This is a genomic window from Sulfitobacter sp. 1A12779, assembly GCF_043557315.1.
GTDB classification, from domain to species: domain Bacteria; phylum Pseudomonadota; class Alphaproteobacteria; order Rhodobacterales; family Rhodobacteraceae; genus Sulfitobacter; species Sulfitobacter faviae.
In genome coordinates this window covers 15,444-38,761 of the sequence record NZ_JBIFFU010000005.1, presented here as the reverse complement: position 1 = coordinate 38,761, position 23,318 = coordinate 15,444, and the positions used below count along the sequence as shown (strand labels likewise).

Here is a 23,318-nt window from a genome sequence, read left to right as displayed (position 1 = left end):
AATCTAGGGCGCAGGCGGGGGGTAGGGTCAACCGCTTTTTGAGGGCAAGCCGCCCGGATCGCCAGCGTGACCATGGGTCAAGACGCGTTGCAGGATGCAGGCATCCACGGGTGGGACGCCGCTGCGCGCGTAATAGGCACGGCGGGTGGCGATTTGGGCAAAGCCTTGATCCGCATAGAGCGCGCGGGCGGGTAGATTATCGGCAGCGACTTCGAGAAAGGCACTTTCGCAGTTGGCGGGCAGGGCCGCCAGCCAGTCGCGCAGGAGCGCCCGGCCCAGCCCCCGGCGCTGCTGCGCAGGGTCCACGGCAAGCGTCAGCAGTTCGGATTCGCCCGCGATGGTGCGGGTCAGGGCAAAGCCGCCGGGGCGGATGAAAAGCTGCACGAAGGGGCTGTCGAGCAGGCTTGCGAATTCCGCCTCCTGCCACGGCCTGTCTTGGGTGAAGGCCGCAGCGTGGAGCGCGGCGAGGGCCGCCGGTGTCACGGCAGCAGCACCGGTGCCGCGTCGCGGGCGGGCGCGGCATCGGCGGGGCGCAGGTAAAGCGGCGCGGGGCGCGGCGGATTGCTGGCAAAGCGGCGCGCGGCGATGCGGGCGATGGCTTCGGCCACGGGCATCGCTGGTGGCTCTCCGCCCGCGCCGATCAGCGGGCCGGTGAAGGCCGGGAGGGCTGTTGCATCATAGAGCGCGGGCGCGGAAATGGCCGGATTGTCAAAGCCTTGCAGGAATACCTGATCGCGGCGCGCATCCACCGCACAGGCGCAGGCACCGTCATGGCCTTCGCGCAGCGCGTCGAAGGCATCGACCCCAACCGCCGGAATGCCAAGGCCAAGCGCCAGCCCGCGGGCGGCAGAAACGGCGATGCGGATGCCGGTGAAATTGCCCGGCCCGATGCCGACGCCAAGCGCGGTGAGGTCGGCATAGGCCAGCCCGGCCTCGCTCAACAATTCCTCGCAAAGGACCATGATCCGCTCGGCCTGACCCTTGGTCATCGGCTCGGTGCGGGAGGCCAAGATCCGATCGCCCGACAGCAAAGCGGCCGCGCAATGCGCGGCCGATGTGTCAAAGGCCAGAATCAGCGGCCCGCTCGCGCCATGCTCAGGCAACCGGGCGCACCTCTATGACCTCGGGGATGTAGTGGCGCAGCAGGTTCTCGATGCCCATTTTCAACGTCAGGGTCGAAGAGGGGCAACCGGCGCAGGCGCCTTGCATGTGCAGATAGACGACGCCGCGCTCAAAGCCGTGAAAGGTAATGTCGCCCCCGTCTTGGGCCACGGCGGGGCGCACGCGGCTGTCGAGCAACTCTTTGATCTGGCCGACGATTTCGCCGTCTTCGCCCTCATGCGCGGCGTGGCCGGATGTGGGCTGGTGGTCAGAGGCCATGACCGGCTCGCCGGACTGGAAATGCTCCATGATGGCGCCCAGAAGGGCGGGTTTCACATGGTCCCATTCCACCGCATCTTGCTTAGTCACGGTGACGAAATCGGTGCCGAAGAACACACCGGTCACGCCCTCGACCGCAAACAGCCGTTGGGCCAGCGGGGAGGTCGCCCCGGCTTCGGGGGAGGGGAAATCAGCGGTGCCCATCTCCAGCACGGTCTGACCCGGCAGGAACTTGAGCGTTGCGGGGTTCGGAGTGGATTCGGTCTGGATGAACATGGGGTGTACCTCGCTTTCGGCGTGGCTCCTGATATGCGCCTGCGCGGGCGGCAAGTCAAGGTTTAGAACCGTTCTAAATTGCGGCGCCGGGCATTGGGCGGGCGGCAGAGCGCTTAGGTGATCGCTTCGAGCCGTTCCTTGCTCAGATCGCCGGGCACGATGGTGATCGGCACGGGCAGGGCACCGGCAGAGCGCGACAATTGCGTGACCAGCGGGCCGGGACCTTTCTTGCGGTCGCCGCTGGCGCCGAGCACCAGAACGCCGATATCGGGGTCGTCGGACAGCTGCTGGATGATCTCATCCGTCGGTTCGCCCTCGCGGATGATCAACTCAGGATCGACGCCCTGTTTGTCGCGCATCCATTTGGCGAAAACCTCGAAATGCACCTCGATCCGTTCGCGTGCCTCTTCGCGCATCAGGTCGCCAACGCCGATCCAATGGTTGAACTCTTCGGGTGGGATCACCGACAGGACGGCCACGCCGCCCCCCGTGCGCGCCGCGCGCAGGGCGGCGAAACGCATGGCATTCAAACATTCGGTGCTATCGTCCAGCACCACTAGGAATTTCCGCATCAAACCCTCTCTCCGCACCTCCTCCCGGTGCGGTGCGATCATGGCGCGGGCGGGCGGCGCTGGCAATTGCTTTCGCGCGCCGCCGCCGTCCGGGCCTTCAGCCGCGCTGACTTGCGGCCCAATCCCAATACATTTCACGCACCCGGCGCGTGACCGGGTTCTGGTTGTCCCCGGTGCCATATTGCGTGTCGTCAAAGGCGCTGACAGGCGTGACCTTCATCATATTGCCCGACAGAAAGACCTCATCGGCGGCATGGAAGTCGTCAAAGCTGAGGACGGTCTCATGCACCTTCATCCCCGCCTCGCGCATGTTCGACATATGCCGCGCACGGGTGATCCCGGCAAGGAAGGTGCCGTTGGGGATGGGGGTAAAAACCTCACCATCCTTGACCATGAAGACATTGGCGCTGGCGCTTTCGGCGACATTGCCCATGGCATCGGCGACCAGTGCGTTGCCAAACCCTTTGGACCGCGCCTCGACCATCATGCGGGCGTTGTTGGGGTAAAGGCAGCCCGCCTTGGCGTTGACCACGTTATCCTCCAGCACCGGGCGGCGGAAGCGGGTGCGGGTGAGGGTGGTCGCGGCCTCGGGCGGGGCCATGGGAATGGCCTCAAGGCTGATGGCAAAGCCGGTGGCGCCTTCGCGCGGCACGATGCCCAACTCGTCGCCCGCCAGCGCCCAATACATCGGGCGGATATAGACCGCCTGATCGCGCGAATAGCTCTTCAACCCTTCGCGGCACATCTCGATCATATCCTCGGTCTCGACCGTGGGGGTGATCATCAGCGCGCGGGCCGAGCGGTTGATCCGGGCGCAATGCGCTTCCAGATCGGGGGCAAGCCCGTCGAACAGCCGCGCCCCGTCGAAAACGGTGGTGCCCAGCCATGCGCCGTGGTCGGCGGCCTTGATGGTCGGCAGATCGCCGTCGTGCCATGCGCCGTTGAAATAGGTCTTGATGTCTGTGCCGGTGGCCATGTGACGATCCTCAGGAATTGCTTCGGTAGATGCCCTCGGGCAGGTTCAGTGCCGCCGTCAGATCGCTCAGCTGCGCGGGGGACAGGGTGATCTTGGCCACACGGTCGGTTCGGGCGTCCCATTGCTCGATCGTGATCTGCCCTGCGAAGGCAGAGACGGTGACGTCCTCGCGCAGGGGGGCGTCGGATTCGTCGATCAGAGTGATGACGGTGGCGTCGAATTCATGCTCGATGGTAAACATGAGGGCACATTAGGCTTTGTGCCCGCGAGCGCAAGACAGGCTTTGTGCCCGCGAGCGCAAGACAGGGTTTGTGACGCCAAGCGCAAGACCGCCGTGGGGTGTCAAAGCGCCGTGAACGGGGGTGGCGGCGGCAGGGCGTCATGATAGACAGGTGGCTCAAGGACCCCCGAGCGAGGATCAGCCGTGAAATTGTTAAATGCCCTTGGCGCATTTGCCGTCATCGCCCTGCTTTCTGCCTGTGAGGTGGCACCGATCCAAACAGGCCCAATCCCGGCCGACAGGCCACAGACCACGGGGCAGCCAAGCCCGCGGCTGAGCGCAAGCGCGGCGGCGCGGAGCTTTGTTCAGGTGGTCCGCACGCTTGAACCCGTGGCCGAACGGGAGTGTCGCACCCGGACGACGGGGATGAACTGTGATTTCAATATCGTGGTCGACGACCGCCCCGGCCAACCGGCCAATGCCTTCCAAACGCTTGATAAAAATGGCCGCCCCATCGTGGCATTCACCTTGGCGCTGATCGCCGATGCCCGCAACGAAGACGAGCTTGCCTTCGTGCTGGGCCATGAGGCCGCGCATCACATCGCGGGCCATATTGAACGGCAGCAGCAAAACGCCATGGCGGGGGCGGTGATCTTTGCCGGTCTCGCCACGCTCAGCGGGGGCGATGCCAATGCCGTACGCACGGCGCAGGAATTGGGCGCAGAGGTCGGCGCGCGGCGTTATTCCAAGGATTTCGAGCTTGAGGCCGACGCTCTTGGCACGATCATCACCGCGCGGGCGGGCTATGACCCGCTGCGCGGCGCCGAGTTCTTTACCCGCATTCCCGATCCCGGCGACCGCTTCCTTGGCACCCATCCGCCCAATAACGCCCGGATTGATATCGTGCGGCGCACCATGGCGGGGCTGTAACGGTTTGCGCAAACTGGGGCAGGTGCTGAACGACCGCGGGTCGAAATATGCGGTATCGGGCTGCCCTGCGCGCGACCGGGCCGAGGTGGATGCCGCGTTGAAAGACCTCAAACGCGACAAATCCTACGCCAAGGCCACCCATAACACTTGGGCGGTGCTCCTGTCGGATGGCGGCCCGCTCAAAGGCGACGATGGCGAATCCGGCGCGGGCATGGTGATCCTGCGGATGTTGGAGCGCGAGGGGCTGACCGACCATCTGATCGTCGTCACCCGCTGGTACGGCGGCAAACATCTGGGCGGCGATCGGTTTCGCCATGTGCAGACCTGCGTGCGGGCCTATCTGGATGCGCCCGCAGGCTAAAGGCTGAGCGCGATGGCAGCAAAGAAACAGGCCGTGGCGACCAGCACGAAGACATGCCAGATCGCGTTCTGATAGCGCATGCCGGGATGGGCATAGACCAAGGTGCCCGCCGAATAGGTCAGCCCGCCCGCGGCCACCAGCGCCAGTGCCGCCCCCGGCAAATTGTGCCACATCGGGTAGATCAGCAGCACCGACAGCCAGCCCATACCGAGGTAGAGCGCGAGTGACCCGCGCGCATCGGTGCGCCAGAACCAGAGCTTGGCCACCGCGCCGATCACCGCCAGCGCCCAAACCACGCCGAGGATGCCATAGGCAAAGCCCGAACCGATCACCATCACCAGCGGCGTATAAGTGCCCGCGATCTTAAAGTAGATCGCCGCATGATCGACCCGGCCCAGAAAGGCGCGGCTGCGGTCGAAGGGCAGCAAGTGATAGATGGCAGAGGCGGTGAAAGAGGCAAGGATGCAGCCCGCGTAGATCGCCGTTGCGGTCAACTGCCCCTCTTGCCCGGCGGCATGGACCATCAAAAGGATGCTGGCGGGAATGGCGAAGCCAAGGCTCAGCACATGCACGGTGCCGTCGGCCAAAGTCTCAGCGATGGAGGTCGGATAGCCCATGACAGAAAGGTAGCAGCGAAACCGCCCTCTGCCATGGGTGACGAAAGGTAAAGCGCAGCGCCCGTTGAATCAGCGCGGTTTGTTGCCGTCGATCCAGCGCGACATCAGGGTCTTGTCGCGATAACACTCCTGCGGGACATCGCGGCGTTTCAACCGCGCGATGCGTTCGGCAAAGGCGACCTGTTTGGCGGAAGGGTAGGCGGCAAAGGGCCCCTCCAACGCCTGCGGTTTATGGGCGTCGATCCATTCCGACACCGCCGCGCGATCCGCTTCGATGCCTTTGGGAAGCTTTTCGCCCGTTCGCTTGGCGAGGGACTGGGCGTACTGCATCTGTTTTTCGGTCGCGGGCATGCGGCGGTCGGCCTGTTTGGGCTGCGCGCTATCGCCGCCACGGGGCGGGCGACCTTGCTGCTCAAGGTCGAAGATGCCGGGGAACTGAGGTTGAAAAGACATGTGGTCATTCCTCTGCTACTGCGTTCCACATATAGAACAGAAAGGGAACATGTTCAAGTCTCTTCGTAGTCTTGCCCTTCCATGGTGGTATATCTAGTAGCGGGGGTGTTTTGTTCCGCAATATCTGCGATGCGATACATTATCGTAGCTGTTCCGCCGCCTCTGCGATCAGTTCCGCTGTCTTCACCATCCGCGCCGGCAGGGGGCGCCCGCGCCGGGTGGCGAGCCAGAGGTCGTGCCAACGCCGCTTGGGCAGAGGCAGCAGCCGGAGCCGGTCCTTGGCGGCAAAGGTTTCGACCCCGCTGCGGGGCAAAAGCGTATAGCCCACGCCCCGCGCCACCGCCGCCGGGATCTGGCCGATTTGGTTTACATAGCCGCGCAGGCGCATCCGGTCGGCCCCCGGATAGCTGTCCGGGAAATTAAGCTGGAGTAGATCGTCGGCATAGGCGAAGCCATCGGGATGGGCGATGAAGCCGCGGCTTTCGAGATCGGCAAAACTTTCTATTTGTTCCAATGCATTAACCGGCAGCACGAGGCAAAGTTCCTCGCGCCCCAGATGCCGGGCCTCTAGCCTTGCATGGGCCGGGTCATCGGCCAGCACGCCCAGATCAAACCGCCCATCGAGCAGCCCGGCGCGGATCGTGGCTTGGGGTGCGGCTTCGAGGTGGAGGGAGAGGTCGGGCGCTTGGGCCATCCACTCCAGCAGCAGCGGCTGAAGCAGCATGGCGAAACTGCCGGAGCAGGCGATATGCACCACGCCCCGGTCGGGCAGGTCGGTCGCGATGCGTTCGCGCAGGCGCTGCTCTTCGCGGCGGCGGGCAAGGCCGGTTTCAAACAGCGCTTCGCCCGCCGGGGTCAGGGTGAAACTTTTGCCCTCGCGCGCGATCAGCGGCTGGTCCAACTGGTCTTCCAGCTTGCGCAGATGCTGCGACACGCCCGGCTGGGTCATGTTGAGCCGCTGCGCCGTGCGGGTGAAATGACCGGTCTCGCAAAGGGTGGTGAAGGTCTCAAGCCAGGTGGCGTTCAGCATGGAAAACGCTTCGTTATGATTTCGATGAGATTTGATAATTTCACATGTGGGGTGCGCCTGTCTATCTCAACCTCAACGCAAACAGGAGACCGCATATGACCACCCCCCGTACCTTTTCCCACATCGGCCTATCCGTGCCGGACCTTGATGCCGCCGTAAAATTCTATTCCGAAGTTCTTGGGTTCTATGTCGTGATGCAGCCCACCGAAGCGGTGGAAGAAGACACCGCCATCGGCGTCATGTGCACCGATGTCTTCGGCCCCGGCTGGGGATCGCTGCGCATCGCCCATTTGGCGACAGCGGATGGCATCGGGATCGAAATCTTCGAGTTCCCCGGCAACTACGCCCCCGAGGAAAAGTTGGAGCATAAACGCCACGGCACCTTCCATTTCGCCATCCAAGACCCCGATGTGGAAGGTCTGCTGGAGCGGATCATCGCGGCGGGCGGCAAGCAGCGGATGCCCGTTCGGGAATATTTCCCGGGCGAGAAACCCTACCGCATGGTCTATGTCGAAGACCCGTTCGGCATCGTCTTTGAGCTTTACAGCCACAGCTATGAGCTGACCTATTCGGCAGGCGCTTACGCCTAAGAGCAGCCCGCGGGGGCGTCAGGTGATCTGACGTCCCCAAAGATCGTATTCGCCCGCCTCTTCGACTTCGACGGTGACGATATCGCCGACCTTGAGGTTCTGGAAATCCTCGTCGATGAAGAGATTGCCGTCGATCTCGGGCGCGTCGGATTTGGTGCGGCAGGTGGCGGCGTCTTCGTCGATCTCATCCACGATCACGTCGAGGCGTTTGCCGACCTTGGCGGCGAGCTTGGCCTCTGAAATGGCTTGTGCCTTCTCCATGAAGCGCTCCCAACGGTCTTGTTTGATCTCAGGCGCCACATGATCCGGCAGCGCGTTCGACCGCGCGCCTTCGACGTTTTCGTATTGGAAGCAGCCGACCCGGTCGAGCTGCGCCTCGTCCAGCCAATCGAGCAGGGTCTGGAATTCCGCCTCCGTCTCACCCGGGTAGCCGACGATGAAGGTCGAGCGCAGGGTGATGTCGGGGCAGGTGTCGCGCCATGCGGCGATCTCATCGAGGGTTTTCGACGCGGCGGCGGGACGGGCCATGCGTTTCAGCACGTCCGGATGCGCGTGCTGGAAGGGGATGTCGAGGTAGGGCAGCACCAGCCCCTCGGCCATGAGCGGGATCAGCTTGCGCACATGCGGGTAGGGGTAGACGTAGTGTAGCCGGACCCATGCACCGAGGGAGCCGAGGTCACGCGCCAGATCGGTGATATGCGCGCGGTGGCCGCGGTCTTCGGCATGTTTGATGTCGACCCCGTAGGCGGAGGTGTCTTGGCTGATGACCAAGAGTTCCTTCACGCCGTTATCCACCAGCCGCTCGGCCTCGCGCATCACGGCATGGGCGGGGCGGCTTTGCAACCGGCCGCGCATGTCGGGGATGATGCAGAACTTGCACTTGTGGTTACAGCCCTCGGAAATCTTGAGGTAGCTGTAGTGCCGCGGGGTGAGCGAGACCTGCTGCGCGGGCAGAAGATCGATGAAAGGATCAGGCGCGGGCGGCACCGCGCCATGCACCGCGTCGAGCACCTGTTCATATTGATGCGGGCCCGTGACGGCGAGGATGCGGGGGTGATGTTCGCGGATATAATCCGGCTCGGCCCCCAGACAGCCGGTGACGATCACCTTGCCGTTTTCGGTCAGCGCCTCGCCAATGGCGTCGAGGCTTTCCGCCTTGGCGCTGTCGAGAAACCCGCAGGTGTTCACAATTACCGCATCGGCGCCCGCGTAATCGGGCGAAACACCATAGCCCTCGGCGCGAAGCCGGGTCAGGATGCGTTCGGAATCGACCAATGCCTTGGGACAGCCGAGGCTGACCATGCCGATGGTCGGCTGGCCGGGGCGGGCGGGATCGCTGATCTTCGCCTGCGGGGCGAGGTCGGGGCGCAGATTGGGTGGGTTTGTGCTCATGGCTTGCGCTATAAGGCAAGCGGATGAGCGGGGAAAGAGCCGCCGGGCAGGAGGAGAGAGCCATGAGATGGATTATACGGGTCATCGGCGCGCTGTTGCTGATCGTCGTGATCATGCTGGGGGCGCTGTTCCTGCTGCCCGGCGAACGGATCGCGCGGATCGCCAGTGAGCAACTCAGCCGGATGACCGGGCGCGAAGTGTCGATCACCGGCGATGTGGGGGTGACGCTCTGGCCGGTGCTGGGGGTGACCGCGGGCGGGCTTGAGGTCGGCAATGCCGATTGGACCGACAAGGGCGCGCTGCTGACGGCGGCCAATGCGGCGATTGGGGTGGACGCGGGCGCGCTTTTGCGCGGTGAGATACGCATCACCAATATCGCAGCGCAAAGCCCGGTGATCCGGCTGGAGCAACGTCTTGATGGGCGCGCAAGCTGGCAGTTCACCGACAGCGCCAGCGGCGCGCGGATCGAGACCGAGAGCGCGCCGAGCGCCAGCCGCCGCCCGCTGAGTATTCAGAAGCTGACGGTGACCGATGCCACGCTGATCTATGACGCCGAAGGGGCGGACCTGCTGCGCTATGATGGTGTCAATCTGGCGCTGGACTGGCCCGAGCGGGGCGGGGCGGCGGAGATCACGGCCAGCTTGGCGCCAGCAGGCGAGCCGGTTAAGCTTGCCGCGCGGATCGAAGGTTTCGCGGATTTTCTGGAGGGCGGCGTGCAGCCGCTGCGGGCGGAGGTTACGACGGGCGGGGGTGAAGCCCTGTTCGATGGGCGCGGCGCGCTCAACGGGGCGCTGGCGGGGGATATCCGCATAGACAGCCCTGATACGGCGCGGTTTCTGGCGTCGCTCGGCGCGGGCGCTGTGACGCTGCCGCGCGGTTTGGGCCGGTCGGTCGATCTGCGCTCTGGGCTGACACTGACGGCGGATCGGCGTCTGTCGCTGCGCAATCTCGCGGTGGATTTGGGTGGCAACAGCCTGACCGGGCAGGCCGATCTGGCCCTGAACGGCACGCCGCGGGTCACCGCAAACCTGCGGACCGGGGCGCTGGACCTTTCGGCCCTGTCCGAGGAAAGCGATCAGGCCGCAGGCGCCGACGGCACCGCCACGGCGGAGACAGAGGGCTGGTCCCAGCAAGAGATCAACGCCGACTGGCTCGCCGCCTTTGACGGGAATATCGCGCTGAGCGCGGAAAGCATCGATCTGGGTCAGCTCGACCTCGGCCCCACCCGCGCCGTGCTGCGCAATGAGCGCGCGCGTATGGTCTTCGATCTACAGGATATGAACGCCTATGGCGGCAAGGTTGCGGGGGAGTTTGTGATGAACAACCGCGGTGGCCTGTCCGTGGGCGGCAGGCTGCAAGCGCAGAGCGTGCAGATGCGCGACCTGCTGGAGGATACCGCCGGGGTGACGCGCTTTACCGGGGCGGGCGATGCCGAACTGTCGTTCCTCGGGGTGGGGCAGTCTATTAACGCGATCATGCGCTCGCTCAGCGGCTCTGGCGCGCTGACCATGGGGCGCGGCACGATTGCGGGGATCGACTTGGACGCGCTGCTTGGTTCCGTCGATGCCGAAGGCGGCAGCACGGTGTTCGATTCCGTCCAAGCGACGTTCGAGATCGCCAAGGGCGTTTTGCGCAACGACGATCTGCTGATGCTGCTGCCGAACTTCAACGCGACGGGGGCAGGGCAGGTCGATCTGGGGGCGCAGAGGCTGGACTATACGGTCACGCCCAAGGCGCTGCGCGTCAATGCGTCGCGCGGCGGGCTGGCGGTGCCGGTGCGGATCAGGGGGCCTTGGGCCGAGCCTGAGATCAAGGCCGATCTGCGTGCCGCGATCGACCTGAACTTTGCCGAGGAAAAGCAGCGGGCCGAGGATGTGGTGCGCCAGAAAATACAGGAAGAATTGAACATCGCACCCGACGACACCCGCTCGACCGAGGATATCGTGAAAGATGAGTTGGAGAATGCGGTCAGACGCGAGTTGTTCAAACTGTTCGACTAGGCGCCCCGCACCGCCCCCTGCCGCCGCTTGACGAAACTCATGGTGGCGTAGGCAGGCGGGCTGCGGTAAGGCTGACGCGACATTCTAGGAGAGGCGCAATGGCCAACGATCTTTTCAACAGCTTCATGACCGGCCCCGACGAACAGGGCCGTTTCGGCGATTTCGGCGGGCGCTTTGTCTCGGAAACGCTGATGCCGCTCATTCTTGAGCTGGAAGAACAATATGAGAAGGCCAAGACCGACGACAGTTTCTGGGCCGAGATGCACGACCTTTGGACCCATTACGTTGGCCGCCCCAGCCCGCTTTATCACGCCGAACGGCTGACCGAGCATCTGGGCGGCGCCAAGGTCTATATGAAGCGCGACGAGTTGAACCACACCGGCGCGCATAAGATCAACAACGTGTTGGGGCAAATCATCCTCGCCCGCCGCATGGGCAAGAAACGCATCATCGCCGAGACCGGGGCGGGCCAGCACGGCGTGGCCACGGCGACGGTCTGCGCCAAGTTCGGCCTAAAATGCGTGGTTTACATGGGCGCGCATGACGTGGAGCGGCAGGCCCCCAACGTCTTCCGCATGCGCCTTTTGGGCGCCGAGGTGGTGCCGGTGACGAGCGGTCGCGGCACGCTGAAAGACGCGATGAACGACGCGCTGCGCGACTGGGTGACCAACGTGCGCGACACTTTCTACTGCATCGGCACCGTGGCCGGACCGCACCCCTATCCGGCGATGGTTCGCGACTTTCAGTCGATCATCGGCAAGGAAGTCCGCACCCAGATGGAAGAGGCCGAGGGCCGTCTGCCCGACACAGTGATCGCGGCCATCGGTGGCGGCTCTAACGCCATGGGGCTGTTCTACCCCTTCCTCGACGACAAATCGGTGAACATCATCGGTGTTGAGGCCGGCGGTAAGGGCGTGGACGAGAAGATGGAACATTGCGCCTCGCTCACCGGTGGGCGTCCGGGCGTGCTGCATGGCAACCGGACCTATCTGTTGCAGGACGACGACGGGCAGATCCTTGAGGGCTATTCGATCTCTGCCGGGCTGGACTATCCCGGCATCGGCCCTGAGCATTCCTGGCTGCATGACATCGGCCGGGCGCAATATGTCTCGATCACCGACCGCGAGGCACTGGAGGCGTTCCAGCTCTGCTGCGCGCTTGAAGGGATCATCCCGGCGCTGGAGCCGAGCCACGCGCTGGCCCATGTGCTGAAGATCGCGCCGGAGCTGCCCAAGGATCACCTGCTGGTGATGAACATGTGCGGGCGGGGCGACAAGGACATCTTCACCGTCGCCCGCGCATTGGACTTCGACATGGGTGAATTCGCCTAGATTCCCATCTGAATCCGAGTCGAGTTTGACGGGTCCGCGTGAAAACGCGGGCCCGTTTTTTATGTGACAACGCGCGGTACGTGATTTGCGCATAAACTTTGGGTAGGGGCCAAAGTTCTTTGCTGAAAAAGCGCGAAAAAACTTTCACATCGCGAAAAGACCGGCTAGCCTTTCGTTGTAGCCCGCGCGCCTGCCCGCGAAACCCCGTTTCGCCCTTGCAGGCTTGACGCAAAGGCAATCTGCCCCCGTTTTTCGCGCCCGATTGGCTTCGTAAACCAAAGTTTATGACGCTCTTACAGGGGTTTAGATCGGACGATTTAAACCCGGGGCAGATAGCCAATCCCCCCTCGAATGCCCTTTTCCCTGTCATCCCAACGACGCCGCGTCACCGATGAGCGGCTCGCAACCCAACCCGGGACTGAAAGGAACACGACATGAAAAACGCATTCGCAACCGCCACACTGATCCTTGCCACAGCAGGCACCGCCGCCTTCGCACAGGGCATGGAAGGCCAGCAGGTCGGCTATACCGCAGATCACGCAGATGCCGCCTATTCGACACGCAACGTCACTTCCGACGCTCTGAGCTTTGACGACCTGCGCGCCGAAACACCTGCGGAGGCAACAGCGACCGTATTCGTCACCACACAAGACGCACAAGAAGATGGCCGTTTCGTCCGCTAAACGCGGGCCACGGCTCCTCCCCCTAACTTTCTCCCCCGAAAGGCTAAAACGATGAAAAAGACACTCGCAACAACCGCACTGATCCTCGCCACCGCAAGCACCGCTGCTTTCGCTCAAGGCATGGAAGGCCAGCGCATCGGCTATAACGACAAGACCGACAATGGCGTTTCCTACTCCAGCCGCAGCGAAGCCGTGGATGAGACCAAGCTGGAAGTCTTCAAAGAAGGCATCCTGCGCGCCGAAGACCTGTCCGACGTGACCATCACCGTCTTCCCGACCGCGCAGAGCGACGCTTCGGTCAACCGTTTCCCGCGCTGATCGCTGCGCGACCCTAACTTTCCCCCGAAAGGACACGACATGAAAAAGACACTCGTAACAACCGCCCTGATCCTTGCCACCGCAGGCTCCGCCGCTTTCGCACAGGGCATGGAAGGCCAGCAAATCGGCTATAACGACAAAGCTGATGCAGGCGTTTCCTACGCCAGCCGCAACGACGCGGTCGACAATGTGAAACTGGACATCTTCAACAACGGCACCTTCCGCGCAGAAGACACATCTGACGTGACCGTCACCGTCTTCCCCGCCGCGCAAGACGCCGAAAAAGTGAACCGTTTCCCGCGCTGATATCGGCCTGATGCCTGCTAAGGCATTGCGGTAAAACAGTCTTCCGGCCAGCCAAGCAACCCTGAACTGGCCTCAAGAGAATGCACTCGCCCCCCGGGGCGGGTGCCAAATCACTAAGGGTTGATCAGGGCGCATGCCCGCCATCCCTTGCACTTCGGTGCGCCGCGGTTAAATACGGCGAACACCAAGGCAAGGCTTCACCATGAATAATAAGAAAAAGATCGCACTGTGGGTTATCGCCGCTCTACAGTTCAACGCCACTGTCTATTTCGTGCTCGTTTTTGCACTGGAGGGGCGCGGCGTGACGCTTTTCGGCACCCCGCTGGCTGACATTGGGCCGAACAAGGGCATTCAGGTTTTAGGTCTGATTCTCGGGGTCGTTCTGGGCTGGATGGCACTGCGGATGAGTCTCCAGCGTGCCGAGCGGGCAGAGACGGCGCTGCGTCATTGTACGGTGGAATTCGCCGATGTGCTCGAAGAACACTTTCGCGAATGGCACCTCACCCCGGCAGAGCGCGACGTGGCGATTTTCCTCACCAAGGGTTTGAATACACGCGATATTGCCGAGATGCGCGGCACGTCGGAAGGCACCGTGAAGGCGCAGACCAATGCGATTTACCGCAAGGCGGGCGTGACCGGGCGGACCCAGCTTCTCAGCACCTTTATCGAAGACTTGATGGACGATTCCCTGATGCCACGTCCCAAGTCGAAACTGCATCTCTGCCACGCGGCCTAAGGGCGGCGTGGCGCCTCAGCGCGTCAGTTCCAGAATATCGAAATCGCTTTCCACTGCCGGTGACGGGAACAGCAGCCGCGCGCGGGTGGGGTTGACCCGCTGGAACACGGCCACGTCGCTTTGTACCTTGCCGCCTGAGGTGAAATCTTCGGGCAGATCGGCATAATCGGACGGCGTTTCGCCCCGGACATAGCCCACCCCGGCATAGATCGCGCGGCCTTCTCGCAGGGTGATCTCGCCCTTGGTAAGCTGTGATCCGGTGAGTTTTTCAAAGGTGAAGCCGCGATTGCTGGCGGTAAAGCGGCATTTGAACGGGCTATAGGCCACAAGCGGGCTGATCCCGCCCAGCTTGATCGTGCGGCAAGACCAATCGCCCTGCAAATCGGCGGAGAATGCGACCTGAGGCTGCCCAGAGAGCGCGCGGGTCAAGATCGCCACATCCCCCGCGTCGCCCCCGTTCAGCGCTTGCATCATGGCATCGCCAAAGGCGGCGTCGAAGGTCTCCAACCGGGCGCTATCGGCGGGGCGGAGCGTGGTTTCCGCCCAAGCGGTGACGGGCAGAAGCAGCAGGAGGGGCAAGAGAGGCAGGCGCATGGTTAATCCTCACTCGGGTCGATGGCATGGTCGCGCAGCACCTCCAGCGGCACGATATCAAGCGCGCGCCGATGCGTAGCGGCCAGATGCACCCGCGGGGCGCAGCCCTCATCCGCGGCTTGCAGGAACCGCGCGGCACAGAGGCACCATGCGTCGCCCGGCTTCAGCCCGGCAAAGCCGAACTCGGGACGCGGGGTGCTGAGGTCATTGCCGACATATTTCGAATAGGCCAGAAACTCCGCCGTCATCACCGCGCAGACCGTATGGCTGCCCTGATCCTGTGCGCAGGTGTTGCAACGGCCATCGCGGAAAAAGCCCGTGACCGGATCGGTCCCGCAAATGGCGAGGGGCTGGTTCAGAACGTTGATGCTGTCGTCCGGGGTCATGGCTTCCTTTCTGTCTCAGCTTTCCTTGTCGAGCGACGCCGCGATCTGGCGGAAAATCTCGATGTTCTGCTCCGCCACCCCGGCCTCACGGAATTTACGGTCGGCGGCATTGGTGGCGATGACCACATCGCGGGCGCTGTCGACATAGATGTACCGCCCATAGATGCCGCGCGCCATATATTCCCCCTCGGACGCGCCCTGAGGGATCCACCACTGATAGCCATAACCGATGCGCCCTTCGCCGGTGGGGGCAGTGGGGCTGGTCGATTCTGTTACCCAGTCTTCGGGCACGATTTGCTGGCCGTTCCATTGCCCACCTTGGGCGAACATCTGGCCGAAACGGGCATAGTCGCGCGTGGTCATATTGAGGCCCCCGAGCACGAAGGCGGTGCCGGAGCCATCGACGATGTAATAGGGCGCATGTTCCAGCCCCAAGGGCGCGATGACCTTCTCGCTTAGCAACTCCGGCACGCTGCGCCCGGTGGCACCGCGCACCACCATGCCGATCACATGGGTGTCGATTGACACATATTGCCACTGGCTGCCCGGCGCGGTGAAGGTCTCGGACAATTCGGCGGTGAAATCGTCGAGCTTGCCGCCAAGCGCCACCACCCGGCCCATGCGGTTGATGTCCGAATCGTAGTCCAGATAATCTTCGTCAAAGGTGACGCCGCTGGCCATATGCAGCACGTTGCGCAGGCTGGCCCCGTCATAGGCGCTGCCCTTCAGGCTGGGGGCATATTTGGTCACCGGATCGTCGAGGGATGCGATCTGGCCCTCCTCCAGAAGGATGCCCACCAGCGCCGAAAGATAGCTTTTCGCCACCGACCAGCTGATGCGGCGGTCCTCGGGGCCGGTGCCTTTGAAGTAGTTCTCATAGACGATGGCACCGTCTTTCAGCACCACCAGCGCGGTCACGTCACGCGCCGCGATCCAGTCGTCCGCCGCCTTTGGCAGTTCGGTTTCGGGGCCATAGGGAAGCTCGGTCGTCAGCCCGTCTCCGCGCGAAACGGGGGCGGAGAGGAAAGCACCGTCCATATGGCTGAAGTTGTGAACGATCTTCTCTTCGGAGAAGAGCGAGTTCACCGCCAAAAGCCGTTCGATCTCTTCCCGCTTCCAAAGACCGATGACGATGGCCGCCAGCAAAAGCGCCAGCAAGACCCGGCCCAGCCATTTTCCGAATGTACGCATGATATCCCCCCCTGTTGGCCCGCAGTGAACCACGGCGCGGGGGCGGGGGCCAGCCCGACATTGCGTCAGGAGGGGCGTCAGCAGGGGCGTGAGGCCGAAAGCGTCAGCGGAAGCGGTCCATCAGCTTTTGCAGCGGCGATTGGGGCTCTGCCTCCGGCTCGGGCTTGCTGGGGGCGGGCTTTGGCTGGGCTTCGGTGGGTTTCTTAGGCCCCTTGCTGCCGGTGCCCGAGCGGGGCGGGGCCACGCGGAGCGCCACGGCATTCATAAACCGCCCGGTGTCGCCCCGTGCAAGGTCTGCCGCCCCGTCCGAGACGCCGCGCAGCACATCGTCCAGCCAGCCTTCGTCTGCTTTGGGAAAGTCGCGCAGCACATAGCCCGCCACCGCGTCCTTATGGCCGGGGTGGCCGATGCCCATGCGCACGCGGTCATAGTCCGCCCCGATATGCGCGTGGATCGAACGCAGCCCGTTGTGGCCTGCATGGCCGCCGCCGGTCTTGCATTTGACCTTACCGGGGGCGAGGTCCAATTCGTCATGAAAAACAATCACATCAGCGGGGTCAATCTTGTAGAACTTCATCGCCGCCTGAACCGATTGGCCGGAGTTGTTCATAAAGGTTTCGGGCTTGAGCAGCACCGCCCGGTCAGAGCCGAAACGCCCCTCGCTGACGCTGCCCTGAAACTTGCCTTTCCATGCGGAGAACCCGTGATCTTCGGCGATGCGGTCCAGCGCCATGAAGCCGATGTTGTGACGATTGCGGGCATATTTCGCGCCCGGATTGCCGAGGCCGACGATCAGTTTCATGGGCGAGGTCTCCTTTGGTTTCGCCTATCTTAACAAGCGGGGCGGGAGAATGTCCCCAAGGTCGCCGGAATTTTTGTAAATTCCGGGGCGATTTCTTTGAAAGAAATCGGGCCCCAAACGCAAAACGGGGCCGCGTGATGCGACCCCGTTTCAGCACTGCCTTGCGGCGCGCTATCATTCACCGTCGGGCGGGCCCATTTCGGTTGTCGGCACTTCGTCCGCTGCCGTGTCGTCATCGTCGTCATCCGACGCGGCAAGACCAGCAGGTGCAGAGATCGTGGCAACGACGAAGTCGCGGTCGATCGTGGGTTTCACACCTTCGGGCAGGTCGACGCGGCTGATGGTCGCGCTGTCGCCGATTTCGAGGCCGGTGATGTCGACGGTCACATGCTCGGGGATGTCCGCGGCGGTGACGACCAGTTCAACTTCCGGACGGACCAGAGTGAGCACGCCACCCTTTTTCAGGCCGGGGCATTCTTCTTCGCCTTTGACGTCGACGTTGATGAACAGGTTGATCTTGGTGGTCCGCTTGAGGCGCATCAGGTCGATGTGCGTGGGCAGGTCCTTGACAACGTGGCGCTGAACGTCGCGGCAGATCACACGAACGTCGTCGTGGCCTTCAACCTTGAGGTTGAACAGGGTCGCTTTGAAGCGGCCTGCGCGCAGCTTGGTCAGCAGCTTGTTGAAAGGGATGTTGATCGGCAGCGGCTCTTTGTCGCCACCAAATACGATACCAGGAACCATGCCGTCACGACGTGCTTGGCGAGCGGCGCCCTTGCCTGTCCCCGCGCGTACCTGGGCTTCAAGATCAGGAATCTCTCCGGCCATTTTAGTCTCCAAATTTGTTAGGGCGGGAATCCTCCAAGGCTGTATTCCCGCGTGAAGCCGCGCGTATAGACCGGTTTTGCCCGGCTGGAAAGGGCAAAAGGGCGGGGGCGGCGCTATTCCTGCGGCGTGCGCAGATAGCCGTCCGCCGCCATGAGCCGGTCATAGAGGGCGAACTCCTTGGCGCGTGCGGCGCGCAGGCGGGATTCGACCTCACGCGACAGGGGCGTGGGCAGATCGGGTGAGACGTTCTTGGGTTTAAGCTTGACCTCCCGCCCCAGCCTTTCGGCCAGAAAGTCGCGAAAGGCCGGTTGGCGTTCATAGGCGAAGAGGTGCTCGACCAGCAGGTCGCCATGGTCAGAGGTCAGAAAGGAAAGCTGGCTGCCGATCTGCGCGCGGGGCGGAGGCGTGTCGGAAATGACTTCAAGCGCGAAGTCCTCGAAACTCAGCCCCTTGGTGCTGAGCGGTTTGCCATCCAGCCGGGGCTGGCTGCGGTAGCGATACCAGCTTCGGATTTGGTCGACAGGGTTGCGCATCACCGCCAAGGCCTCGGGGGAGGCCGAGAAGGTTTCCTGCAAAAAGGGCAGAACGCGCCGCCGATAGCGCAGGGCAGTCAGATGTTTGCGCCCCCGCGAAAAGATGATCTCGGCCTCGGGTTTCAGCGCCATTTCGACAGCGGTGGTCCCGGTTTTCGGCGTGGCGAGAAAGGTAAGGTTGCGGCTGAGAAAGATCAGCATGTGCCCGGATCGCGTGGCCGTTCCTGCCAATCACCGCCGAAGTTGCGCGGGATAAGCAGGTTGTGCCGCCCGAGGTTGGCAATCTGCGTCTCTCCGCAGAGCGCCATGGTCAGATCCAACTCGCGGTGGATCACCTCCAACGCGCGGGTCACGCCCGGCTGCCCCATCGCGCCCAGCCCATAGATGAAGGCGCGCCCGATATAGGTGCCTTTGGCCCCCATCGCCATGGCTTTGAGCACGTCCTGTCCAGAGCGGATACCGCCATCGAGATGCACTTCGATCTGGTCGCCCACCGCGTCGAGGATCTCTGGCAGCATGCGGATCGAGCTTAGCGCCCCATCGAGCTGCCGCCCGCCGTGGTTGCTGACGATGATCGCATCGGCCCCGACTTTCAGCGCCATGCGCGCATCCTCGGCATCCAGAATGCCCTTGAGGATGACCTTGCCGCCCCATTGCTCTTTGATCTTGGCGATCTTGTCCCAATCGAGAGAAGGGTCGAACTGTTCCGCCGTCCAAGCGCCAAGGTCGGCGTTGTCGGTGACCCCATGCACATGGCCCACGATATTGCCGAAATGCCGCCGTTTGGCGCCCAGCATCTCGCGCCCCCAGCCCCATTTGGTGGCAAGGTTGGCAAGCGTTTTGACCGTCAGTTTGGGCGGGGCGGAAAGGCCGTTTTTCAGGTCTTTGTGGCGCTGACCGAGGATTTGCAGATCAAGCGTGATGACGAGGGCCGAGCAGTTCGCGTCCTTCGCGCGCTGGATCAGGCGGCTGACATAGTCCTGATCGCGCATGGTATAGAGTTGAAACCAAAAGGGTTTCGTCGTCGCCTCTGCCACGTCTTCGATGGAGTTGATGGACATGGTCGACAGGGTGAAGGGCACGCCAAAGGCTTCGGCTGCGCGCGCGGCTTTGATTTCCCCGTCGGCACATTGCATCCCCGTCAGGCCCACGGGGGCGAGGGCCACCGGCATGGCCACGTCTTCGCCGATCATCTGCGTCGCCGTGCTGCGCCCCGACATATCCACGGCGACCCTCTGGCGCAGGCGGATTTGGTCAAAGTCGCTGCAATTCTCACGGAAGGTCTGTTCGGTCCAGCTGCCCGATTCCGCGTAGTCGTAGAACATCTGCGGGACGCGGCGTTTGTAGATACGTTTGAGATCGTCGATGCTGGTGATGACGGGCATGGGCCACCTGTGCTGAATGGGTTAACTTTTGGTAGCAACTGGTGGGGGGCTTGGCAATTGGGAAGGCTGCGGCGACGAAAAAGCCCGCGCGGCCAGTGGGGCAGCGCGGGCTTGGGGTCGTTTGCAGAGGCGAGGGGGGTTACGCTGAATGCGCCCCGTCGGCCAGTGATTTCACAAAGCCCAGCACATCCTCTGCGCTGTCGCCATTGGCGATCCGGCTGACGATGGCCGAACCGATCACCACACCGTCGGCCACTTCGGCGATGGCGCGGGCTTTCTCGGGCGTGTTGACGCCAAAGCCCACGATGACAGGCAGGCCGCTGGCCTTTTGGATGCGCGCCACCTCGGGCGAGACATCGGCGGCATTCGCCTCGGCCGAGCCGGTGATGCCGGTGATCGAGACATAATAGACGAAGCCGGAGGTGTTCTGAACCACGCGCGGCAGGCGCTTGTCGTCTGTCGTGGGGGTGGCGAGGCGGATGAAGTTCAACCCGGCGTCCTGCGCGGGCAGGCAAAGCTCGATGTCTTCTTCGGGCGGCAGGTCGACCACGATCAACCCGTCGATCCCGGCGTCTTTGGCCTCTTTCAAGAAGTTTTCGACGCCCATGGAATAGATCGGGTTGTAATAGCCCATCAGCACGATCGGGGTCGTGTCGTCATTTTCGCGGAAGGCGCGGACCATTTCCAGCGTGCGGTTCAGCGTCATGCCCCCTTCGAGGGCGCGTTGACCGGCAAGCTGGATCGTTGGGCCATCGGCCATCGGATCGGTGAAAGGCAGGCCAAGTTCGATGATGTCGACCCCGGCAGCGGGCAGGCCGCGCACGATTTCCAGCGAACGGTCGAAATCCGGGTCGCCCGCCATCACATAGGAGACAAACGCCTTTTTGCCGCGGGCGCGGAGGTCTTCGAATTTGGCGTCGATACGGGTCATGTGGCTTGCCTCATTTGGTGCTTTCCTCGGCAATGCCGAATGTCGCGGTGAAAATCAATCCACCGCGGGGCAGGGGGCGGCAAAATTCGCCTCCCGTGGGCGCCTATGGCATGCCGCGCCCTTCCATTCTGCGCAAAGCCTCCTATCTCATGGGCCATGAATTATGTACTCGCCCTTTTCCTGCCGCCGCTGTCGATCCTGCTGATCGGACGGCCGATCCTGTCCATCGTGGTCTTCCTGATCTGGTTGCCCGCGATCATCTTCTCAGGCGGGTTGACGCATCCGATGTTCATCCTGCTGGCTTGGATACTGATCTATCAGGCGCATCAGGACCGACGCGCGCGCTGAGCCTTGCGCTTTGCGGCCCTTACCCCTAACACACGCGCAGCTTTTATAGGGGTATCGTCATGGGTTTCAAAATGGGCATCGTCGGTCTGCCGAACGTCGGCAAATCGACCCTTTTCAACGCGCTGACCCGCACCGCAGCGGCACAGGCGGCGAATTTTCCGTTCTGCACCATCGAGCCCAATGTCGGCGAGGTGGCGGTGCCTGATGCGCGGCTCGACAAGCTGGCCGAGATCGCCAGTTCGAAAAGCATCATCCCCACGCGCATGACCTTCGTCGACATCGCCGGACTGGTGAAAGGCGCGTCGAAAGGCGAAGGTCTGGGCAACCAGTTCCTGGCCAACATCCGCGAAGTCGACGCCATCGCCCATGTGCTGCGCTGTTTTGAAGACGGCGACGTGACCCATGTCGAAGGCCGCGTTGACCCCGTGGCCGATGCCGAGACCATCGACACCGAACTGATGCTGGCCGACATCGAGAGCATCGAGAAGCGCCTGCAGAATATCGTCCGCAAGGTGCGCGGCGGTGACAAGGAGGCGGTCCAGCAAGAGCGTCTGATGCGCATGGCGCTGGAAGCGCTGGAAGACGGCAAGCCCGCCCGCGTGGTCGATGTCGACGAAGATGACGCCAAGGCTTGGCGCATGCTGCAACTGCTGACCACCAAACCCGTGCTCTATGTCTGCAACGTGGGCGAATCCGAGGCCGCCGAGGGCAATGAACATTCCGCCAAAGTCGCCGAGATGGCCGCCGCACAGGGCAATTCCCATGTGGTGATCTCGGCCCAGATCGAAGAAGAGATCAGCCAGCTCGACGCCGAAGAGGCTGAGATGTTCCTTGAGGAAATGGGGCTGAAGGAAGCCGGGCTCGACCGGCTGATCCGCGCGGGCTATGAGCTTTTGCACCTAGAGACCTATTTCACCGTCGGCCCCAAGGAGGCGCGCGCTTGGACCATCAAATCCGGCACCTCTGCGCCCAAGGCGGCTGGCGTCATCCACGGTGATTTCGAAAAGGGTTTCATCCGCGCCGAGACCATCGCCTATGATGATTTCGTAAGCCTCGGCGGCGAGGGCCCTGCAAAAGAAGCCGGCAAGATGCGGGCCGAAGGCAAGGGCTATATCGTCAAAGACGGCGACGTGCTGCACTTCCTGTTCAACACCTGATCAGCGAGGGAGGGGCCGAGGCCTCCGCCCACATAAAAAGCCCGGCAGCGCGCGCTGCCGGGCTTTTTGTTTGTTAGGGCAACAGCTTACTTGCTGTCGTTGCCCGGGCCAAAGCCACCGTAGACATAGCCTTCACCGGGGCTGCGCAGGGCGTTGCGCGTGCTCATCACGGTGTCGCGGTTCTTGTCGGTATCGGCGGTGTTCAGCATGATGTCGTTTGCCTTGGTCGAGGCATGCGGGTTCCGCATACGGTCATTGTTGCCATAGACGTCGCTTGCGTCAGCGTTCACCGAAGTGTCGAGGAAAATGTCGTTGTGACGGGTGGAGTTGTCGGCAACGGCAGCGGTGGAGATCAAAGCGGCGGCGGCGGTGGTCATGATGAGTTTCATAGCGTGTTCCTTCAGGTTTCTGTTAAATCGCGTCATTGCGATGTCATCGTTTGTGGTGAAGTAACGGGCGCTCCGCCGCGAAAGTTTCGCTGCGGTTGCGAGTTTGTGGGGATGGCGGGGCGTTTTGCTTGTTCGAAGGAAGGCTGCGGTCTGTTTTTCGTTGTTTATTCAAACAGTTGCTCTGCGCCTCGCATTGTTTCACAAGTTATTCACGCTGCCGTGTAAGTTGCTACAGCCGCGCCAAATGGCCGGGAAATGCCGCTGCCTGAGGCGACGAGCGCGGCTGTTTCTAACCAGCGGCACGGTTGATCAAGGAGCATTCCGTCTCAGCGCAGCGGATCAGCGGGCGGAAAAAGAAACCCACCGCAAGAAATGCAGAATTTCCCACGAATTTCGCCTTGCCCCTCGGGCGCGACCTCTTTAGACGGGTCGACGGAGACGTGGCCGAGTGGTCGAAGGCGCTCCCCTGCTAAGGGAGTAGGCCCGGAAGGGTCTCGAGGGTTCGAATCCCTTCGTCTCCGCCACCCACACCTGCACGATAGCACCGCCCCCGACCGGGCCGTCATCGCATGCGCCGCAGCGTACCCCCGCTTTGCAACTTTG

Annotated in this window: 30 protein-coding genes and 1 tRNA gene; 12 read left to right on the top strand and 19 right to left on the bottom strand. The window is 62.9% G+C overall.

All coding sequences use genetic code 11. The annotated features are described in order from the left end of the window. Positions 1-27 precede the first annotated feature (27 nt). From ACGYLQ_RS07725 to ACGYLQ_RS07700, 6 genes are all read right to left on the bottom strand, one after another. Positions 28-483: a GNAT family N-acetyltransferase gene (locus tag ACGYLQ_RS07725; protein WP_394441766.1), complete on the bottom strand. Its 456-nt coding sequence runs from the start codon at positions 481-483 to the stop codon at positions 28-30. After that, positions 480-1,103 carry a tRNA (adenosine(37)-N6)-threonylcarbamoyltransferase complex dimerization subunit type 1 TsaB gene (gene tsaB, locus ACGYLQ_RS07720; protein WP_394441763.1) on the bottom strand — a complete coding sequence of 208 codons (624 nt, stop codon included), beginning with the start codon at positions 1,101-1,103 and terminating at the stop codon, positions 480-482. The genes ACGYLQ_RS07725 and tsaB overlap by 4 nt, the downstream gene beginning before the upstream one ends. Then, a complete protein-coding gene (locus tag ACGYLQ_RS07715; RefSeq protein ID WP_394441760.1) occupies positions 1,096-1,656 on the bottom strand; it encodes a NifU family protein in 561 nt (186 codons plus the stop codon). The genes tsaB and ACGYLQ_RS07715 overlap by 8 nt, the downstream gene beginning before the upstream one ends. Positions 1,657-1,769: 113 nt before the next feature. Further along, positions 1,770-2,228 (bottom strand): universal stress protein, encoded by a 459-nt coding sequence (locus ACGYLQ_RS07710; protein WP_040700546.1) that lies wholly within the window; start codon positions 2,226-2,228, stop codon positions 1,770-1,772. Positions 2,229-2,325: 97 nt separating this feature from the next. After that, positions 2,326-3,204, bottom strand: a complete 879-nt coding sequence (locus tag ACGYLQ_RS07705; protein WP_394441757.1) for a branched-chain amino acid aminotransferase — start codon at positions 3,202-3,204, stop codon at positions 2,326-2,328. Between the two features lie 10 nt (positions 3,205-3,214). Beyond that, positions 3,215-3,445 carry a hypothetical protein gene (locus ACGYLQ_RS07700; RefSeq protein ID WP_067261534.1) on the bottom strand — a complete coding sequence of 77 codons (231 nt, stop codon included), beginning with the start codon at positions 3,443-3,445 and terminating at the stop codon, positions 3,215-3,217. 189 nt (positions 3,446-3,634) lie between these two features. Between ACGYLQ_RS07700 and ACGYLQ_RS07695 the strand changes: the two genes are divergently transcribed. Next, positions 3,635-4,354 carry a M48 family metalloprotease gene (locus ACGYLQ_RS07695; RefSeq protein ID WP_394442132.1) on the top strand — a complete coding sequence of 240 codons (720 nt, stop codon included), beginning with the start codon at positions 3,635-3,637 and terminating at the stop codon, positions 4,352-4,354. Between the two features lie 4 nt (positions 4,355-4,358). After that, on the top strand, positions 4,359-4,715 hold the full coding sequence (locus ACGYLQ_RS07690) for a YigZ family protein (RefSeq protein ID WP_394441754.1): 357 nt from the start codon (positions 4,359-4,361) through the stop codon (positions 4,713-4,715). Here ACGYLQ_RS07690 and ACGYLQ_RS07685 read toward each other — a convergent pair. The 3 genes from ACGYLQ_RS07685 to ACGYLQ_RS07675 form a co-directional block, all read right to left on the bottom strand. Beyond that, positions 4,712-5,332, bottom strand: coding sequence for a hemolysin III family protein (locus ACGYLQ_RS07685; protein WP_394441751.1), 621 nt, complete (start codon positions 5,330-5,332; stop codon positions 4,712-4,714). The two genes, ACGYLQ_RS07690 and ACGYLQ_RS07685, sit on opposite strands and share 4 nt — an antisense overlap. Positions 5,333-5,401: 69 nt before the next feature. Continuing rightward, positions 5,402-5,785 (bottom strand): hypothetical protein, encoded by a 384-nt coding sequence (locus tag ACGYLQ_RS07680; protein WP_394441748.1) that lies wholly within the window; start codon positions 5,783-5,785, stop codon positions 5,402-5,404. Between the two features lie 139 nt (positions 5,786-5,924). Beyond that, on the bottom strand, positions 5,925-6,815 hold the full coding sequence (locus tag ACGYLQ_RS07675) for a LysR family transcriptional regulator (RefSeq protein WP_394441745.1): 891 nt from the start codon (positions 6,813-6,815) through the stop codon (positions 5,925-5,927). Between the two features lie 95 nt (positions 6,816-6,910). Between ACGYLQ_RS07675 and ACGYLQ_RS07670 the strand changes: the two genes are divergently transcribed. Next, positions 6,911-7,405, top strand: coding sequence for a lactoylglutathione lyase family protein (locus ACGYLQ_RS07670; RefSeq protein ID WP_067261541.1), 495 nt, complete (start codon positions 6,911-6,913; stop codon positions 7,403-7,405). A gap of 18 nt (positions 7,406-7,423) precedes the next feature. On the opposite strand, the gene rimO is transcribed toward ACGYLQ_RS07670, so the two are convergent. Next, positions 7,424-8,797: a 30S ribosomal protein S12 methylthiotransferase RimO gene (gene rimO, locus ACGYLQ_RS07665; protein ID WP_394441743.1), complete on the bottom strand. Its 1,374-nt coding sequence runs from the start codon at positions 8,795-8,797 to the stop codon at positions 7,424-7,426. A 62-nt stretch (positions 8,798-8,859) separates the two neighbouring features. Between rimO and ACGYLQ_RS07660 the strand changes: the two genes are divergently transcribed. The 6 genes from ACGYLQ_RS07660 (at position 8,860) to ACGYLQ_RS07635 (ending at position 14,171) form a co-directional block, all read left to right on the top strand. Further along, entirely contained in the window at positions 8,860-10,797 is a 1,938-nt protein-coding gene (locus ACGYLQ_RS07660; protein WP_394441740.1) for an AsmA family protein, read from the top strand. A 98-nt stretch (positions 10,798-10,895) separates the two neighbouring features. Then, positions 10,896-12,128, top strand: a complete 1,233-nt coding sequence (gene trpB, locus ACGYLQ_RS07655; protein WP_067263216.1) for a tryptophan synthase subunit beta — start codon at positions 10,896-10,898, stop codon at positions 12,126-12,128. 434 nt (positions 12,129-12,562) lie between these two features. After that, complete coding sequence (locus ACGYLQ_RS07650) at positions 12,563-12,811, top strand: tryptophan synthase subunit beta (RefSeq protein WP_394413178.1); 249 nt, start codon at positions 12,563-12,565, stop codon at positions 12,809-12,811. Positions 12,812-12,862: 51 nt separating this feature from the next. Next, complete coding sequence (locus ACGYLQ_RS07645) at positions 12,863-13,129, top strand: tryptophan synthase subunit beta (protein WP_271689370.1); 267 nt, start codon at positions 12,863-12,865, stop codon at positions 13,127-13,129. 39 nt (positions 13,130-13,168) lie between these two features. Further along, positions 13,169-13,435, top strand: coding sequence for a tryptophan synthase subunit beta (locus tag ACGYLQ_RS07640; protein ID WP_394441737.1), 267 nt, complete (start codon positions 13,169-13,171; stop codon positions 13,433-13,435). A 202-nt stretch (positions 13,436-13,637) separates the two neighbouring features. Next, positions 13,638-14,171 carry a LuxR C-terminal-related transcriptional regulator gene (locus ACGYLQ_RS07635; RefSeq protein WP_209217422.1) on the top strand — a complete coding sequence of 178 codons (534 nt, stop codon included), beginning with the start codon at positions 13,638-13,640 and terminating at the stop codon, positions 14,169-14,171. Between the two features lie 15 nt (positions 14,172-14,186). Here the strand turns inward: ACGYLQ_RS07635 and ACGYLQ_RS07630 are convergent, their stop codons facing one another. From ACGYLQ_RS07630 to trpA, 8 genes are all read right to left on the bottom strand, one after another. Further along, on the bottom strand, positions 14,187-14,765 hold the full coding sequence (locus tag ACGYLQ_RS07630; RefSeq protein WP_394441735.1) for a DUF4893 domain-containing protein: 579 nt from the start codon (positions 14,763-14,765) through the stop codon (positions 14,187-14,189). A 2-nt stretch (positions 14,766-14,767) separates the two neighbouring features. Then, positions 14,768-15,151 carry a DUF2237 family protein gene (locus tag ACGYLQ_RS07625; protein ID WP_394441732.1) on the bottom strand — a complete coding sequence of 128 codons (384 nt, stop codon included), beginning with the start codon at positions 15,149-15,151 and terminating at the stop codon, positions 14,768-14,770. Positions 15,152-15,166: 15 nt separating this feature from the next. Beyond that, on the bottom strand, positions 15,167-16,342 hold the full coding sequence (locus tag ACGYLQ_RS07620; protein WP_394441729.1) for a serine hydrolase domain-containing protein: 1,176 nt from the start codon (positions 16,340-16,342) through the stop codon (positions 15,167-15,169). Positions 16,343-16,445: 103 nt separating this feature from the next. After that, on the bottom strand, positions 16,446-17,144 hold the full coding sequence (gene pth, locus ACGYLQ_RS07615) for an aminoacyl-tRNA hydrolase (protein WP_136720417.1): 699 nt from the start codon (positions 17,142-17,144) through the stop codon (positions 16,446-16,448). Between the two features lie 174 nt (positions 17,145-17,318). Further along, entirely contained in the window at positions 17,319-17,972 is a 654-nt protein-coding gene (locus tag ACGYLQ_RS07610; protein WP_271689377.1) for a 50S ribosomal protein L25/general stress protein Ctc, read from the bottom strand. 113 nt (positions 17,973-18,085) lie between these two features. Beyond that, positions 18,086-18,706 (bottom strand): hypothetical protein, encoded by a 621-nt coding sequence (locus ACGYLQ_RS07605; RefSeq protein WP_394441726.1) that lies wholly within the window; start codon positions 18,704-18,706, stop codon positions 18,086-18,088. Continuing rightward, positions 18,700-19,890: an alpha-hydroxy acid oxidase gene (locus tag ACGYLQ_RS07600; protein ID WP_067261685.1), complete on the bottom strand. Its 1,191-nt coding sequence runs from the start codon at positions 19,888-19,890 to the stop codon at positions 18,700-18,702. Before ACGYLQ_RS07600 ends, ACGYLQ_RS07605 begins: the two co-directional genes overlap by 7 nt. A gap of 139 nt (positions 19,891-20,029) precedes the next feature. Then, a complete protein-coding gene (gene trpA / locus ACGYLQ_RS07595) occupies positions 20,030-20,821 on the bottom strand; it encodes a tryptophan synthase subunit alpha (protein ID WP_394441723.1) in 792 nt (263 codons plus the stop codon). 156 nt (positions 20,822-20,977) lie between these two features. Between trpA and ACGYLQ_RS07590 the strand changes: the two genes are divergently transcribed. Both ACGYLQ_RS07590 and ychF read left to right on the top strand, forming a co-directional pair. Next, positions 20,978-21,169 (top strand): hypothetical protein, encoded by a 192-nt coding sequence (locus tag ACGYLQ_RS07590; RefSeq protein ID WP_067261693.1) that lies wholly within the window; start codon positions 20,978-20,980, stop codon positions 21,167-21,169. Positions 21,170-21,228: 59 nt separating this feature from the next. Then, positions 21,229-22,326, top strand: coding sequence for a redox-regulated ATPase YchF (gene ychF / locus ACGYLQ_RS07585; protein WP_394441720.1), 1,098 nt, complete (start codon positions 21,229-21,231; stop codon positions 22,324-22,326). A gap of 86 nt (positions 22,327-22,412) precedes the next feature. On the opposite strand, the gene ACGYLQ_RS07580 is transcribed toward ychF, so the two are convergent. After that, on the bottom strand, positions 22,413-22,715 hold the full coding sequence (locus ACGYLQ_RS07580; protein WP_067261696.1) for a hypothetical protein: 303 nt from the start codon (positions 22,713-22,715) through the stop codon (positions 22,413-22,415). A gap of 434 nt (positions 22,716-23,149) precedes the next feature. Here ACGYLQ_RS07580 and ACGYLQ_RS07575 point away from each other — a divergent pair. Beyond that, positions 23,150-23,239, top strand: a tRNA-Ser gene (locus ACGYLQ_RS07575). The last annotated feature ends 79 nt before the right edge of the window (positions 23,240-23,318 follow it).

Coding starts and splice junctions, on each gene's coding strand:
- ACGYLQ_RS07715 (WP_394441760.1), bottom strand. CDS start 1,656: ATGTTCATCCAGACCGAATCCACTCCGAACCCCGCAACGCTCAAGTTC.
- ACGYLQ_RS07710 (WP_040700546.1), bottom strand. CDS start 2,228: ATGCGGAAATTCCTAGTGGTGCTGGACGATAGCACCGAATGTTTGAAT.
- ACGYLQ_RS07705 (WP_394441757.1), bottom strand. CDS start 3,204: ATGGCCACCGGCACAGACATCAAGACCTATTTCAACGGCGCATGGCAC.
- ACGYLQ_RS07700 (WP_067261534.1), bottom strand. CDS start 3,445: ATGTTTACCATCGAGCATGAATTCGACGCCACCGTCATCACTCTGATC.
- ACGYLQ_RS07685 (WP_394441751.1), bottom strand. CDS start 5,332: ATGGGCTATCCGACCTCCATCGCTGAGACTTTGGCCGACGGCACCGTG.
- ACGYLQ_RS07680 (WP_394441748.1), bottom strand. CDS start 5,785: ATGTCTTTTCAACCTCAGTTCCCCGGCATCTTCGACCTTGAGCAGCAA.
- ACGYLQ_RS07675 (WP_394441745.1), bottom strand. CDS start 6,815: ATGCTGAACGCCACCTGGCTTGAGACCTTCACCACCCTTTGCGAGACC.
- ACGYLQ_RS07670 (WP_067261541.1), top strand. CDS start 6,911: ATGACCACCCCCCGTACCTTTTCCCACATCGGCCTATCCGTGCCGGAC.
- rimO (WP_394441743.1), bottom strand. CDS start 8,797: ATGAGCACAAACCCACCCAATCTGCGCCCCGACCTCGCCCCGCAGGCG.
- ACGYLQ_RS07660 (WP_394441740.1), top strand. CDS start 8,860: ATGAGATGGATTATACGGGTCATCGGCGCGCTGTTGCTGATCGTCGTG.
- trpB (WP_067263216.1), top strand. CDS start 10,896: ATGGCCAACGATCTTTTCAACAGCTTCATGACCGGCCCCGACGAACAG.
- ACGYLQ_RS07650 (WP_394413178.1), top strand. CDS start 12,563: ATGAAAAACGCATTCGCAACCGCCACACTGATCCTTGCCACAGCAGGC.
- ACGYLQ_RS07645 (WP_271689370.1), top strand. CDS start 12,863: ATGAAAAAGACACTCGCAACAACCGCACTGATCCTCGCCACCGCAAGC.
- ACGYLQ_RS07640 (WP_394441737.1), top strand. CDS start 13,169: ATGAAAAAGACACTCGTAACAACCGCCCTGATCCTTGCCACCGCAGGC.
- ACGYLQ_RS07635 (WP_209217422.1), top strand. CDS start 13,638: ATGAATAATAAGAAAAAGATCGCACTGTGGGTTATCGCCGCTCTACAG.
- ACGYLQ_RS07630 (WP_394441735.1), bottom strand. CDS start 14,765: ATGCGCCTGCCTCTCTTGCCCCTCCTGCTGCTTCTGCCCGTCACCGCT.
- ACGYLQ_RS07625 (WP_394441732.1), bottom strand. CDS start 15,151: ATGACCCCGGACGACAGCATCAACGTTCTGAACCAGCCCCTCGCCATT.
- ACGYLQ_RS07620 (WP_394441729.1), bottom strand. CDS start 16,342: ATGCGTACATTCGGAAAATGGCTGGGCCGGGTCTTGCTGGCGCTTTTG.
- pth (WP_136720417.1), bottom strand. CDS start 17,144: ATGAAACTGATCGTCGGCCTCGGCAATCCGGGCGCGAAATATGCCCGC.
- ACGYLQ_RS07610 (WP_271689377.1), bottom strand. CDS start 17,972: ATGGCCGGAGAGATTCCTGATCTTGAAGCCCAGGTACGCGCGGGGACA.
- ACGYLQ_RS07605 (WP_394441726.1), bottom strand. CDS start 18,706: ATGCTGATCTTTCTCAGCCGCAACCTTACCTTTCTCGCCACGCCGAAA.
- ACGYLQ_RS07600 (WP_067261685.1), bottom strand. CDS start 19,890: ATGCCCGTCATCACCAGCATCGACGATCTCAAACGTATCTACAAACGC.
- trpA (WP_394441723.1), bottom strand. CDS start 20,821: ATGACCCGTATCGACGCCAAATTCGAAGACCTCCGCGCCCGCGGCAAA.
- ACGYLQ_RS07590 (WP_067261693.1), top strand. CDS start 20,978: ATGAATTATGTACTCGCCCTTTTCCTGCCGCCGCTGTCGATCCTGCTG.
- ychF (WP_394441720.1), top strand. CDS start 21,229: ATGGGTTTCAAAATGGGCATCGTCGGTCTGCCGAACGTCGGCAAATCG.
- ACGYLQ_RS07580 (WP_067261696.1), bottom strand. CDS start 22,715: ATGAAACTCATCATGACCACCGCCGCCGCCGCTTTGATCTCCACCGCT.